10 protein-coding genes are annotated in these 14,395 nt (G+C 70.8%); 5 read left to right on the top strand and 5 right to left on the bottom strand.

Annotation, left to right across the window (positions count from 1 at the left end):
- Positions 1-22 precede the first annotated feature (22 nt).
- Positions 23-2,266, top strand: coding sequence for an SF1B family DNA helicase RecD2 (gene recD2, locus KDK95_RS25665; RefSeq protein WP_212520856.1), 2,244 nt, complete (start codon positions 23-25; stop codon positions 2,264-2,266).
- 80 nt (positions 2,267-2,346) lie between these two features.
- Positions 2,347-3,729, top strand: coding sequence for an L-serine ammonia-lyase (locus KDK95_RS25660; RefSeq protein ID WP_212520855.1), 1,383 nt, complete (start codon positions 2,347-2,349; stop codon positions 3,727-3,729).
- Positions 3,730-3,814: 85 nt separating this feature from the next.
- Here KDK95_RS25660 and KDK95_RS25655 read toward each other — a convergent pair whose 3' ends face one another.
- The gene (locus tag KDK95_RS25655) at positions 3,815-5,047 is read right to left on the bottom strand and encodes a PucR family transcriptional regulator (RefSeq protein WP_212520854.1); all 1,233 of its coding nucleotides are present in this window, start codon (positions 5,045-5,047) and stop codon (positions 3,815-3,817) included.
- 107 nt (positions 5,048-5,154) lie between these two features.
- On the opposite strand from KDK95_RS25655, the gene KDK95_RS25650 reads away from it, so the two are divergent.
- The 3 genes from KDK95_RS25650 to KDK95_RS25640 are packed head-to-tail and all read left to right on the top strand — an operon-like array spanning position 5,155 to position 8,237.
- Positions 5,155-6,708, top strand: a complete 1,554-nt coding sequence (locus KDK95_RS25650; RefSeq protein ID WP_212520853.1) for a flavin-containing monooxygenase — start codon at positions 5,155-5,157, stop codon at positions 6,706-6,708.
- Entirely contained in the window at positions 6,705-7,691 is a 987-nt protein-coding gene (locus tag KDK95_RS25645; RefSeq protein ID WP_212520852.1) for an alpha/beta hydrolase, read from the top strand. The genes KDK95_RS25650 and KDK95_RS25645 overlap by 4 nt, the downstream gene beginning before the upstream one ends.
- A gap of 54 nt (positions 7,692-7,745) precedes the next feature.
- Complete coding sequence (locus KDK95_RS25640) at positions 7,746-8,237, top strand: MarR family winged helix-turn-helix transcriptional regulator (protein WP_212520851.1); 492 nt, start codon at positions 7,746-7,748, stop codon at positions 8,235-8,237.
- Between the two features lie 78 nt (positions 8,238-8,315).
- Here the strand turns inward: KDK95_RS25640 and KDK95_RS25635 are convergent, their stop codons facing one another.
- The 4 genes from KDK95_RS25635 to KDK95_RS25620 form a co-directional block, all read right to left on the bottom strand.
- The gene (locus tag KDK95_RS25635; RefSeq protein ID WP_212520850.1) at positions 8,316-9,077 is read right to left on the bottom strand and encodes an SDR family oxidoreductase; all 762 of its coding nucleotides are present in this window, start codon (positions 9,075-9,077) and stop codon (positions 8,316-8,318) included.
- 155 nt (positions 9,078-9,232) lie between these two features.
- Entirely contained in the window at positions 9,233-9,838 is a 606-nt protein-coding gene (locus KDK95_RS25630; RefSeq protein ID WP_212520849.1) for a YceI family protein, read from the bottom strand.
- 188 nt (positions 9,839-10,026) lie between these two features.
- Positions 10,027-13,350 (bottom strand): discoidin domain-containing protein, encoded by a 3,324-nt coding sequence (locus tag KDK95_RS25625; protein ID WP_212520848.1) that lies wholly within the window; start codon positions 13,348-13,350, stop codon positions 10,027-10,029.
- Between the two features lie 155 nt (positions 13,351-13,505).
- On the bottom strand, positions 13,506-14,395 hold an 890-nt coding region (locus KDK95_RS25620), incomplete at its 5' end, for an alpha/beta fold hydrolase (RefSeq protein ID WP_212520847.1).

The raw sequence follows: 14,395 nt of genomic DNA, 5'->3' as shown, positions 1-14,395 counted from the left end.
ACGGCCCCGCTAAATTGGTGCCGTGGCAGCCAAGAACAGCGTCGAGGCCGGGGACGACACCTTCGTCCCGGGCCTCGGGCTCGCCGTGCTCGAAGCCGTCCTCGAGCGGATCACCTACTCGAACGAGGACAACGGCTACACCGTCGCGCGCGTGGACACCGGCCGCGGCGCGGAACTGCTGACGGTCGTCGGCGCGCTGTTCGGCGCGCAGCCCGGCGAATCGCTGCGGATGCGCGGCCGCTGGGGCTCGCACCCGCAGTACGGCCGCCAGTTCCACGTCGAGAACTACACGACCGTCCTGCCGGCCACCGTGCAGGGCATTCAGCGCTACCTCGGCTCCGGCCTGATCAAGGGCATCGGGCCGAGGACCGCGGAGAAGATCGTCGGGCACTTCGGCGTCGAGACCCTGGAGGTGATCGAGACCGACCCGGACCGGCTGATCGAGGTGCCCTCGCTCGGCCCGAAGCGCACCAAGCTGATCGCCGCCGCGTGGGTCGAGCAGAAGGCCATCAAGGAGGTGATGGTCTTCCTGCAGTCCGTCGGCGTCACCACGTCGATCGCCGTGCGCATCTACAAGGAGTACGGGGACAACGCGATCGAGATAGTGAAGACCGAGCCCTACAGGCTCGCCGGCGACGTCTGGGGCATCGGCTTCAAGACCGCCGACGCGATCGCGGTGGCCGTCGGCATCCCGCACGACTCGCCGGAGCGGGTCAAGGCGGGCCTGCAGTACGCGCTCTCGCAGGCCACCGACGCGGGCAACTGCTTCCTGCCGAAGGAGAAGCTGCTCACCGAGGCCGTCAAGATCCTCCAGGTCGCCGAGGAGCTGTGCGCGAAGTGCCTGGTGGAGCTGGTCGACGCCGAGGGGGCCGTGCGCGAGATGCTGCCCGGCGAGTTCGCGCAGACCGAGGCGCTCTACCTCGTCCCCTTCCACCGCGCCGAGACCGCGCTGAGCCAGCAGCTGCTGCGGCTGCTCAACGCGAGCGAGGACAAGCTCGCCGCCTTCCGGAACGTCGACTGGGCCAAGGCGCTCGAATGGCTGCGCGTCCGCACGGGCAACGAGCTGGCGCCCGAGCAGGAGCAGGCGGTGAAGCTCGCGCTGACCCAGAAGGTGGCCGTGCTCACCGGCGGCCCCGGCTGCGGCAAGTCGTTCACCGTGCGCTCGGTCGTCGAACTCGCGCGGGCGAAGGGCGCGAAGGTCGTGCTCGCCGCCCCCACCGGCCGCGCCGCCAAGCGCCTCGCCGAGCTGACCGGCGCCGAGGCCGCGACCGTGCACCGGCTGCTCGAACTCAAGCCCGGCGGCGACGCGGCCTACGACCGGGACCGCCCGCTGCCCGCCGACCTCGTGGTCGTCGACGAGGCCTCGATGCTCGACGTGCTGCTCGCGAACAAGCTCGCCAAGGCCGTCGGCCAGGGCACCCACCTGCTGCTGGTCGGCGACGTCGACCAGCTCCCCAGCGTCGGCGCCGGGGAGGTGCTGCGCGACCTGCTCGCCGCCGAGCCCGTGCCGCGCGTCCGGCTCACGCAGGTCTTCCGCCAGGCCCAGGAGTCCGGCGTCGTCGTCAACGCCCACCGCATCAACGCCGGCCGCCCGCCCCGGCTGCGCGAGTTCGACGACTTCCACCTCTTCCTGGAGGAGGAGTCGGAGCCGGCCGCCCGCCTCGTCGTCGACCTCGCCGTGCACCGCATCCCGAAGAAGTTCGGCTTCGACGCCCGCCGCGACATCCAGGTCCTCACCCCCATGCACCGCGGCCCAGCCGGCGCCGGCAACCTCAACCTGCTGCTCCAGCAGGAGCTCACCCCGCACCGCGACGGCCTCGCCGAGCGCCGCTTCGGCGGTCGCACCTACCGCGTCGGCGACAAGGTGACCCAGATCCGCAACAACTACGACAAGGGCCGCAACGGCGTCTTCAACGGCACCGGCGGCATCGTCACCGCGATCGACTCCGAGGAGCAGAAGCTCACCGTCCGCACCGACGAGGACGAGCTGATCCCCTACGACTTCAGCGAGCTCGACGAGCTCCAGCACGCCTACGCCGTCACCGTGCACCGGTCGCAGGGCTCTGAGTACCCGGTCGTCGTCATCCCGGTGACCACCAGCGCCTGGATGATGCTGCAGCGCAACCTGATCTACACCGGCATCACCCGCGCCAAAAAGCTCGTCGTCCTCGTCGGCTCCGAGAAGGCCCTGGCCCAGGCCGTGCGCACCCCCGGCTCCGGCAAGCGCCACACGGCCCTGGACCTGCGGCTGTCGGGAGTGGTTTAGCCGCCGTTTTCCGGGGCGCCGCCACCGCTTGATACCATGGATCTTCGTCTAGTAAGCGGCCCTGACCTGCGGAGTGATCAATGGCGATCAGCGTGTTCGACCTGTTCTCGATCGGGATCGGGCCGTCGAGCAGCCATACGGTCGGGCCGATGCGCGCGGCGCGCATGTTCGCGGGCCGGCTGAAGTCGGAGGGGCTGCTGGCGCAGACCTCGCGGGTGCGCGGGGAGTTGTTCGGGTCGCTGGGCGCCACCGGGCACGGGCACGGGACGCCGAAGGCGGTCGTGCTCGGGCTGCTGGGCGAGGCGCCGGCCACGGTGGACGTGGACCGGGCCGACGCGGCGGTGGCCGAGGTGCGGGAGACGGGGCGGCTGCGGCTGCTCGGGCGGGACCTGGAGGACGCGCACACGATCGACTTCCACGAGCCGGACGACCTGATCCTGCACCGTCGCAGGGCCCTGCCGTACCACGCGAACGGCATGACGCTGTGCGCGTACGACGCCGAGAACCGGCCGCTGCTGGAGAAGACGTACTACTCGGTCGGCGGCGGCTTCGTGGTGGACGAGGACGCGATCGGCGCCGACCGGATCGTGCCGGACGACACTGAGCTGCGCTACCCGTTCCGGACCGGCGAGGACCTGCTGCGGCTCACCCGGGAGACCGGGCTCTCGATCAGCGCCCTGATGCTGGAGAACGAGAAGGCCTGGCGCACCGAGGACGAGGTGCGCGCGGGGCTGCTGGAGATCTGGCGGGTGATGCGCGCGTGCGTCGAGCGCGGGCTGTCCCGCGAGGGCATCCTGCCGGGCGGCCTGAAGGTGCGGCGGCGCGCGGCGATGGCGGCGCGGGCGCTGCGCGCCGAGGGCGTGAACCCGGCGAACGCGATGGAGTGGGTGACGCTCTACGCGATGGCGGTGAACGAGGAGAACGCGGCGGGCGGCCGCGTCGTGACCGCGCCGACGAACGGCGCCGCGGGCATCATCCCGGCCGTCGCGCACTACTACACGACCTTCATCCCCGGCGCCGACGAGGAGGGCGTGGTCCGCTTCCTGCTCGCCGCGGGCGCGATCGGCATGCTCTACAAGGAGAACGCCAGCATCTCCGGCGCCGAGGTCGGCTGCCAGGGCGAGGTCGGCTCGGCCTGCTCGATGGCCGCCGGCGCGCTCGCCGAAGTGCTCGGCGCGAGTCCGGAGCAGGTGGAGAACGCCGCGGAGATCGGCATGGAGCACAACCTCGGGCTCACCTGCGACCCCGTCGGCGGCCTGGTGCAGATCCCGTGCATCGAGCGCAACGGCATGGCCGCGGTCAAGGCCGTCACCGCCGCCCGCATGGCGCTGCGCGGCGACGGCCGGCACCACGTCTCCCTCGACAAGGTCATCAAGACCATGAAGGAGACCGGCGCCGACATGGGCGTCAAGTACAAGGAGACGGCGCGCGGAGGGCTCGCGGTCAACGTCATCGAGTGCTAGCCGCTAGCCCGGGGTCCCGGCGGCGCCGGTGCTCGGAGGCCGTACGCCGTGCGGACCACCGCAGTGGACCGCTAGATGGCGACCGCTAGACGGCCAGGTCCGCCGCGACGCCTCGCCAGCGCAGGACCTCCAGCGCGGCGCCGACCGCTACGACGTCTTGCGTGAGTGGGCGGGGCAGCAGGCGGTCGGCTTGGGCCAGGCGGCGGAGCAGGGTGTTGCGGTGGATGTAGAGGCTCTTTGCCGCACTTGTGACGTTGCACTGCTCCGCGATGTACCGGCGTACCGACTCGGTCAGCTCCGGCGGCGCGCCGGCGAGGTCGCCGAGGACGCGGTGCACGAACTGGTCGGCTCGCTCCAGGTCGGAGGTGAGCAGGGCGACGAGTTCCACCTCGTCGTGGGTGGCGACCTGCTGCGGGGAGGCGAGGCGGGCCAGCATGCGTTGCACGGTGAGGGCGTCGAGGTGGCCGCGGCGGAAGCCGTCCAAGCCTTCGCCGGTGCTGCCGACGGCGATGCGGATCTGCGGGCGCGCGGCGGCGGCCTCGCGCAGCCGGATCGGGTCGGGGCGGCCGTGCACCCAGACCCAGCGGGTCGCCGCGCTGGCCAGGACGCTGAGCGGTCGCGGTTCGCCGGCGCAGGTGCCGATCAGCTCGGCGGCGCGGTCGAGGGCGGCGAGGTCGGCGCGCGGCCCGTCGCACCAGACGACGGCCGCGGTGTGCCGGCCGGCGAGCCGGTAGCCGAGCCGCTGTTCGGCGCGGGAGCGGGGGATCGGCGCGCCCTCCATCAGCAGGCTGACGGTCTCCCGGCGCTCCGCGTGCGTGCCCTGGGTCAATTCCTCGCGCTCGCGGGTGATCACCTCGGTCAGGGCGGCCAGGGTGTCGTCGACGAAGTCGGAGATGGAGCGGCACGAGATGTCGAGCAGCTCGCTCAGCTCGGCCGGATCGGCGGTCAGGGTCAGGCAGATCTGGATCCAGCGGCGCAGCGCCTCGCTCTGCCCGGCCCGGTAGGAGTCGAGCGCGGATTCGTTCAGGCCCCGGCGCACCAGGTCCCGGGCGACGGCGACCGGCACCTCGCCGACGTTCGCCGCGACCCGCTCGCCGGGCCGGCGCACGTTGGCCGACGCCCAGGCCAGCAGGTTGCTCCGGTTCGCGCGCCGGGTGGCCGCGGCGAGCACCGGGTCCTCGGCGATCAGCGAGCGCTGCGGGCCCGAGAGCGTGGCCGCGTCGAGTTCGTCGAGCCACGCGGGCGGCGGGTTCAGCACCAGGCGCGCGCCCTCGCGGATCAGCTCGCGCACCCGCTCGGACGGGGGTTCCCAGCTCATGGGCTCCAGCGTACGTCCGTCCCTGTGGTGCAGTCCGCTGCGGCCGGGCATGGAAACGGTGCAGGGTGCCCCTGGAGTGCTGGGCGGCGGCTTGCGACGATGACGGAATGACGGCCTCTACCGGATCGACCGCCTCCCCGGAACCATCCGCCGCGTCCTCGGGATCTCCCGCCGCAGCCACGGACACGCTCGACGTCCTCATCGTCGGCGCGGGGATCTCCGGCATCGGCGCCGCGTACTACCTCGGCCGCGAGCATCCGCGGCGCAGCTACGCGATCCTCGAGGCGCGCGGTGCCCTCGGCGGCACCTGGGACCTGTTCCGCTACCCGGGCATCCGCTCGGACTCCGACCTGCAGACCTTCGGCTACGAGTTCAAGCCGTGGCGGGACGAGGACGCGATCGCGGGCGGCGCGAAGATCCTCGCCTACCTGCGCGAGACGGCGGCCGAGAACGGCATCGACGGCCACATCCGGTTCCATACGAAGGTGATCGCGGCCGCGTGGTCCTCGGTCGACGCGCGCTGGAGTGTCGAGGTCGAGCGGACCGACACCGGCGAGCGTTCGACGCTCACCTGCTCCTGGCTGTTCTGCGCGGCGGGCTACTACCGGTACGACCAGGGCTTCACGCCGCACTTCGAGGGCCGCGAGCGCTTCGGCGGGCAGATCGTGCACCCGCAACTGTGGCCCGAGGACCTCGACTACGCGGGCAAGCGCGTCGTCGTCATCGGCAGCGGCGCGACCGCAGTCACGCTGATCCCGGCGCTCGCGGAGACCGCCGGGCACGTCGTGATGCTCCAGCGCACGCCCACGTACATCATGCCGGTGCCCGCGAAGGACAAGATCGCCAACGCGCTCGGCTCCGTGTTCGGCGCCGAGCGCGGCTACGCCCTCGCCCGCCGCAAGAACATCTTCCGGCAGCAGGCCGTCTGGAAGCTCTGCCAGAGGTACCCGAACGCCGCGCGGAAGATCATCCGGCGGATCAACGCCCGGCTGCTGCCGGAGGGCTATCCGGTCGACGAGCACTTCAACCCGCCCTACGGCCCCTGGGACCAGCGCCTGTGCGCGGTGCCCGACGCCGACCTGTTCCGGGCGATCAGCGCCGGGACGGCCTCGGTCGTGACCGATCGGATCGAGACCTTCACCGAGACCGGCATCCGGCTCGCCTCCGGCCGGGAGCTCGAGGCCGACATCATCGTGACGGCGACCGGCTTGAACGTGCAGGCGATGGGCGGCACCACGCTCAGCGTCGACGGACGGGTGGTGAACCTCGCCGACACCGTCGCGTACAAGGGCATGATGCTCTCCGGCGTGCCCAACTTCGCCTACTCCATCGGCTACACGAACTCCTCGTGGACGCTGAAGGTCGGCCTGCTCTGCGAGCACTTCTGCCGGCTGCTCACGCACATGGACGCGCACGGGTACCAGGTGGCGCGCCCGGTCGTCGCGGACGAGGAGATGCCGCTGCGGCCCTTCCTCGACTTCGGGGCCGGCTACATCCGGCGCGTGCTCGACCAGTTGCCGCGCCAGGGCGACCAGGCGCCGTGGCTGACGTCGATGGACTACGCCGGCGACGTCAGGCTGCTGCGCCGCCTCCCGGTCGAGGACGCGCAGCTCCACCTGTCTTCCGCCGACGCCGCCGTTCCCGCCAAGATGGGGTCGTGACAGTGAGCGCACTCGACTGGCGCCCCGACATCCTCGAGGGCTACCGGCAGCACGTGTTCGAACTAGGGCCCGACCCGGACGGCGAGGGCGAGGCGGCGGCCGTGCTGGTGCGCCGCGAGCCGACGACCGACGATCCGGTCCGCGGCGCTGTGCTCTACGTGCACGGCTTCGCCGACTACTTCTTCCAGACCGAGCTCGCGGACTTCTTCGCCGAGCGCGGCCACGCCTTCTACGCCCTCGACCTGCGCAAGTGCGGACGCGCGCGGCGCTCCGGGCAGACCGCGCACTACGTGTCCGACTTCGTGCTCTACGACGAAGAGCTCGACCTCGCGCTCGCCGCCGTCGCCGAGGCGCACCCCGGACTGCCGGTGCTGCTCGTCGCCCACTCGACCGGCGGGCTCGTCCTGCCGCTGTGGCTGGAGCGCCGGGCCCGGCGGGCCGCGACGGCCCCCGTCGCGGGCCTGGTGCTCAACAGCCCGTGGTTCGACCTCCAGGGTTCGCCCGCGCGCCGCGGCGTGATGACGCAGGCGCTGCGGGTGCTGGCCAAGGCGAGCCCGCACACGGCGATCAAGGCGCCGCCCGGCCCGTACGGCGGCACGCTGCACGTCAGCGGCACCGGCGAGTGGGAGTTCGACCTCGAGCTCAAGCCGCTGGCCGGCTTCCCGGTCACCGTCGGCTGGCTCAACGCCGTGCGCCGCTCCCACGCCGCGCTGCACCGCGGCCTCGATCTGCGCGTGCCCTCGCTCATCCTGCGCTCCGACGCCACCTACTTCTCGACCGCGTACTCGGAGCGGTGCGAGCGCGCCGACCTGGTGCTCGACGTCGCGCAGATCGCCCGCTGGGCCGGCTGCCTCGGCGGCGAGACCACGATCGTCCCCGTCGAAGGTGCCCGGCACGACGTCTTCCTGTCGCTGCCCGAGGTGCGCAAGCGCGCCTACGAGGTGCTCGACGACTGGCTGGCGCGCCACACCGCGGACAGCTGACCCGCGCGTCAGTCCACGCCGGGGCCGCTGGGAAAGGCTTGATACGCTCGGCCAATGGCGAGTACCGAGCAGCCGGCGAACGCCGATGAGCACGCGGATCTGTGGCTCGACCCCGGCGACCTGACGGCGTGGATGTCGCTCTCCCGCCTGATGATCCGGCTGCCCGCGGCCCTCGACGGCCAGCTCCAGCGCGACGCCGGGCTCAGCATGATCGAGTACATGACCATGGCGATGCTCTGCGACGCGCCGGATCTGACGCTGCGGATGAGCGTGCTCGCCGAGGAGACCAGCGTGTCGCTCTCCCGCCTGTCGCACCTGGTGAAGCGGCTCGAGACGCGCGGGTACGTGCGCCGCGAGCCGGACCCGGCGGACGGCCGCTTCACCAACGCCGTCCTGCTGCCCGCCGGACTGCGGAAGATGCAGGAGACGGCGCCGGGCCACGTCGCGTACGTGCGCCGTCTGGTCGTCGACAACCTGCCCGTCGAGCGCCTGCACCGGCTCGGCGAGGACGCGGACCGGATCGTGGACCGGATCGTGGGCCGCTGACCGGCTCGCCGAACTGCGCCTGACCGGTTACAGCACCCGACCGGTTACAGCACCCGGCCGGTTACAGCCACTGACCGGCTACAGCCACTGCGGCAGCATCGCCAGGGCCTGCGAGCGCTGGGCGACCAGTTCGTCGTAGGTGCCGTCCCGCTCGGCCCAGCGGTGCATCAGCACGCCCTTCACCAGGATCTCGCGCGGGGTCGGCTCGGTCTGCAGAAGCTCCATCACCTCGGTCGCGTACGCGTCCAGCAGCAGCGCTCGGGGGTTCTGCGCCGCGTGCTCGGGCGTGGTGGCGACGGCCGGGGGAACGAGCTCGGCGACCTCGACGCCGGTGCCCGCGAGCTGCTCGCGCAGCGCCTCGGAGTACGCGTGCACGGCCGCCTTGGAGGCCGCGTACGTGGGCATCGGCGCGAACGGGAGGAACGCGATGCCCGAGGTGACCGTGATGATCGTGCCGCCGCCGCGCCCGATCAGGTGCGGGGTGAACGCGTCGATCAGCCGGATGGTGCCGACGAGGTTGGTCTCGATCGTCTTCCGCGAGGTCGCGAAGTGCCCGGGGTCGCGAAGGTCCTCGGGGATCATGACTCCCGACATCGTGACGACGGTGTCGAGGCCCGGGTGGTCCTTCAGGATCGTGTCGCGTGCGCCCTCGACGCTGTCCTGGTCGGTCACGTCGACGGGCACGGCGGCGAAGCCCTCGGCGCGGATCTCGTCGAGCAGGTCGGCGCGCCGTCCGCCGACGATGACGGTGCTGCCGGCGCCGGCGAAGCGGCGAGCGAGTTCGAGGCCGATGCCCGAGGTGGCGCCTGCGATGAAGACTGTGCGGTTGCTGATGTCCATGGCTCCAGCATCGGCGTGGTCGCCGGCCGGAGGCAGTGCCCCCGTTTTCCGACGGACCGGCAGACCCACCTTGAGACGACGGCGCGGCGACGGGATCGGCTCCCGTCGCCGCGCCGTGGCCGGTCAAGCGGTGGTTCGGTGGTTCGGGCGGCCGGTCAGGCCGCCTTGACGGCGGAGATGTCGAGGATGAGCTTGACCTTCTCGCCGATCAGCACGCCGCCGGTCTCCAGCGCCGCGTTGTAGGTCAGGCCCCAGTCGGTGCGGTCGACGGTCGTGCCGCCTTCGAAGCCGGCCCGGTTGGCGCCGTACAGGTCGGTCGCCGCGCCGGTGAACTCGAGGTCGAGGGTGACCGGGCGGGTCACGTCCTTGATCGTCAGGTCGCCGTGCAGCCGGTAGACGTCCTCGCCGACCTGCTCGGCGGAGGTGGAGCGGAAGGTGATCTCGGGGTAGGTCTCCGCGGCGAAGAAGTCGCCGGTGCGCAGGTGCTCGTCGCGCTGGGCCTGGTTGGTGTTGATGCTCGCCACCTTGATGACCAGCTCGGCGCTCGACTTGGACGGGTCGGCGCCGTCGAGGTGCAGCTTGCCCTCGTACTCGTTGAACTCGCCGCGCACGTTGGTGACCATGGCGTGCCGCACGGTGAATCCGATCCGGCTGTGCGCAGGGTCGATGGTGTAGTCGCCGGTCAGGTGGGACAGGTCGGCGCCCGCGGGGGCGTCGGCGACGGCTGTGTCGGACTCGGTCTTACGGCTGAAAATGCTCATGGTCGGCTCCTCGGCGCTGATCGTTTAATCTTCAACTACACGGCACAGCCTAGCAAGGCGAAGTTGAATGTTCAACTACCAATCTCGGCGTTCATCCGGATGGGCGAACGAGGGGTCGGCGGCCCGCAGGCCGCCGACCCCGTGGACCGCCGACGCCGGCCCTGTGGACCGGCGTCGGACACCGTCCGCTAGCTGCCGTAAACCTGCAGCTCCGAGAGCTGTCCGGCCGGCCAGCCGCTGTTCGCGGTGAAGGTCAGCTTCACGTAGCGCACGCTGGCGCTGGTGAACGTGACGGTGACCGTGTTCCCGGTGGACGGATCGAAGGTGTAGCTCGCCGAGCCGACCAGCGTGGTGTAGTTCGTGCCGTCGGTGCTGCCCTGGATCTGGATGGTCTGGGAGCGGGTGGCCCACGCGGTGGACGGCGGCAGGTCCATCACGATCCTGCCGACGCCGACCGACGAGCCCAGATCCACCTGGAACCACTGCGGGAAGGCGTTGTCGGTGCTCTCCCAGTAGGTGCTGGTGTTGCCATCGACGGCGTTCGCGGGAACGTACGTCTGCGTGTAGCCGCTCGCGCTGACCGGCTGGTTGAGCGCCAGGTTGGTGTTCGTGCTCACGCCGGTGCCCGAGAGCGCCACGGACAGCGGGCTGCCCGGCGCGCTGCTCGCCACCGACAGCGTTCCGGAGGCCGAGCCCGCGGCCGTCGGCTTGAACGTCACGCTGACCGTGCACGATCCGCCGGCGGCGATCGAGGACCCGCACGTGTTCGTCTCCGCGAACGGCGCGGCTGCGCTGATCGAGGACACCGTGGCCGCGGTCGAACCCGGGTTGCTGACCGTCACGGTCTGCGCCGCGCTGGTCGATCCGACGTTCTCGTTGCCGAACGACACGCTGGCCGGCGAGGCCGTCAGCGCGCTGCCGGTGCCGGTCGACGAACCGCCGGGGAAGACCTCGAACTCGGACAGTTGCGCCGCCGACCAGCCGGTGTTCGCCGTGAAGCTCAGCTGCACGTAGCGGGCGCTGGTCCCGGACGGCAGGCTGATCGTCACCGTGTTGCCGGTGGACGGGTTGAAGGTGTAGCCCGCCGAGCCGACGATCGTCGAGTACGAACTCCCGTTCGTGCTGCCGAGCACCGAAAGCGTCTCAGTGCGCGTACTCCAGGCGGTGGCAGGCGGCAGGTCCAGCGTGACCGAGCCGATCGACTGCGTCGAGCCGAGGTCCACGGTCAGTGTCTGCGGATACGCGGCACCGTCGGTGCTCTCCCAGTACGTGCTGGAGTCGCCGTCGACCGCGTTGGACGCCACGTACGTCTCGTACGAACTGCTCGCGGTGATCGGCTGGTTCTGCGCGAGGTTCGTCGTCGAGGTGACGCCGGTGCCGGAGAGCGAGACCGTCAGCGGGCTGCCGGGCGCGCTCGTCGCCACCGAGAGCGTGCCGGTCTGCGATCCGCCGCTGGTCGGCGAGAACTTCACGCTGACCGTGCACGAACCGCCCGCGGCGATCGACGACCCGCACGTGTTGGTCTCCGAGTACTCGCCGGTGACGCCGATCGAGGAGACCGAGGCCGCGCTCGAACCAGGGTTGTTGATCGTCACCGTCTGCGCCGCGCTGATGCTGCCCGAATTCACGTCGCCGAACGACAGGCTCGTCGTCGACGCCGTCAGCGAGCCCGCCTGGACCGGGTTGGGATACGCCGTCAGCACCGGCGTGGTGCTCCAACCGGAGTTGCCGCTGCCGAGGTTGAACGTCATCGCGCCCGAGACGAGACCCGGGTAGCTGTAGTTGTACGCGCCCGCGACGCCGATCCCGCTCGCGGTCAGCCCGCTGACGCTCACCGTTCCGCCGGTCTCCGCCTGCATCACGGTCGTGCCGGTGTTCTGCACGTTCACGTTGCTGATGTTCACGCCGTTGATCACATGGCCGGTACCGTCGCCCCCGACGAACTCGAAAGCCTCATAGGGGCTGTCGAGGATCGCGCCGCCGCTGTAGTTGACGGTCACGCCGGTGAAATCCGAGTTGTACGCGTCGAACTGGACCGCGCCCATCGGGTGGCCCCAGTTCGGGTTGTACTCACCCGAACGGATCACGTAGTTGCCGGAAACGGTGATCGTGCCGGACAGCGGCGTGAACGGCTGCAGGAACGCCTCGTTGGAGATGTCGATGCCGCTGCCGAGCGGTTCGGTGTCGGCGACGACGTTGTTCGAGATGGTGTTGTTCGAGCCGCCGTAGTCGGCGATCCCGTTGGCCAGCGTGGGCTGGACGATCGTGTTGTTGGCGAAGGTGATGCCGGAGTCCGCGGTCGGGTACGACCAGATCGCGAGGCTGTCGTCTCCGGTGTTGCGCAGGAAGTTGTTCTTCACCGTGCAGTTCGACGCGTTGCCGTTGAAGTTCACGCCGTCGGCGTCGGTGGACTCGATGACGCTGTTCTCGACGGTGCAGTTGCTGTTGCCGTACTGAAGCCAGAACCCGACGTTCGTGTCCTGGATCCACAGGCCGTTGACCGTCCACCCGTTGCCGAGCGAGCCGTCGATCGCGTTGGATGTGCTGTCGTCGTGGCGGCCGACGGTCGAGCCGAGGATCGCGAAGCCGCTGAGGTTGACCGCGCCCGACACCGCGGACGTGTTGTCGATCAGCTCATTGCTCTTGATCTGCGAATACCAGTCGCCGGCGCCCTCGATCGTGCCGTTCGTGATGTTGAGGTGGCCGCTGACGAGGTACGTCCCGCTGGGGATCCACACCGCCTCGCCGGCCGCGTTCGCCGCCGTGATCGCGCTGTTGAACGCGTTCGTCGAGTCGCTCGCGCCGGTCGCGTCGGCGCCCTCGCTGACGACCGAGACCGTGTTCGCGGGCTGCGTCGCGGCGCCGGCCACGTTGTAGAAGTCCGCGACGTCGATCGTGTACGGCGTGGCCGTGTCGCTGGAGTCGACCTGGAACTTGACCGTGGTACCGGCCGCATAGGTCTGCCCGAACATCATGCGCGCGTCGTCGTAAAGCTTGTGGGTCTGGCTGCCGGTGATCCCGCTCGTCGAGATGTAGCTGTACGCCGAGGTGAGCGAGAGCTCCGAGCCGAGCTTCGTCCCGTTCACGTACACCGACAGCGTGCCCGAACTGCCCTGCGGCACCGCGTAGTGCAGGTCGACCGCGTTCGCCGCGCTGGTCAGCGTGAACTGCACGTACTGGCCCTGCGACGAGAGTTGCACGGCCTCCCGGCCGGACGCCTCCGTCGCCAGGGCGCCCTGGGTGTAGGACGGCCCGATGATCGAGCCGTTGGTCGAGGCGGATTCGGCCTCGTACTCGGTGAACGGGACGCTGGCCCCCACCCCGCTCGGAACGCTGAACGGCGACTGCGCCCAGTACGGCGGAGTGCCGGCCGCGGCTGAAGCCGGGCTCGCGAGGAGTACGCCGGGGAGGGTGAAGAGCGCGGTCGCCGCGGCCACCGCGAGCGCGGTCAGCCGCCGTCGCTGCCCGCCGCGCCGTGGCGGACGCGCGAGGGGTCGGAATCTGCTGGACATCGGTAGTCCTGGACCTTTCGTCGACGGTGCACACGGGGGCGAGGGTGGGTGAGTGTGCTGCCGCGGAGCGTAGAACTCCCGATACATGACCGCAATATCAGCAAGGAAGTTTCACAATTATCGCAAGCAGAGCTGCAATATCTTGCAGCAGCTGATCATGCGTGAGCGCGCGCCGCGAGCTCCTCCACCGCCGCCGCGACGACGTCCGGGTCGCTGATCAGCGTCAGGTGCCGCGCGTCCGGAATCATCGTCGGCGCCGGAGCCCCGATCCGCGCGGCCGTCTCGGCCGCCGAGCCGGGCGCGTACTCGGGATCGTCGGCGCCGTACACCACCGACTTCGGCATCGGCAGGCTTGCCAGCCGACGCAGCCTCGCGACCGGCAGGGAGGGGATCCCGGCGCCCAGCACGTCGAACGCCGCCGCCTCGGCGCCGGGGACCTGGAAGGGCCGCCGCCACTGGTCGACCCCCGCCTCGGTCAGCGCCGGGCAGCGCGGACCGCAGGCGGCGGCGTAGATCGCCCGGATGATGTCGTCGGACCGCAGCACGAGGCGTAGCAGCGTCGTGCGATACGGCTGCGGAACAGCGGAAGCGCCGGCGTGCCCGCCGCTCGTATCGCGCCCGCCGTCCGCCGTCCCGCTGAGCGGAAGCCCGTCGCCGTCCAGGAACATCACGCCCCCGACCTCGTCCGGCGCCGCGAGCGCCACCGCCGCCGCGACCGCGGCCCCGCTCGAATGCCCCACCACGATCGGCCGCTGGAGATGCATCACCCGGATGAAGTCGACGACCTGCTGCGTGAGATGGACGGTCGTGTACGGCGCGACCCGGGACGAGTACCCGTACCCGTCAAGGTCGATCGCGTACACCCGATGATCCCGCGCCAGCACCGCCGCCGTGGCCCCCCACGTGTCCGCCGACTCGATGAACCCGTGCAGCAGCAGCACGGGCGTCCCCGAAGCCCCCCACTCCCGGTACCGCGTCGAGATGTCCCCCGTCCGCACGTACGTAAGCCCCGCCGGATACGCCGCAGGAGTCTCCGTCACCAGGT

The organism is Actinospica acidithermotolerans, assembly GCF_018139625.1.
In the GTDB taxonomy this organism is placed as follows: Bacteria; Actinomycetota; Actinomycetes; order Streptomycetales; family Catenulisporaceae; genus Actinospica; species Actinospica acidithermotolerans.
The sequence above is the reverse complement of the archived record's forward strand: the minus strand, read 5'-3'. Positions and strand labels throughout refer to the sequence as shown.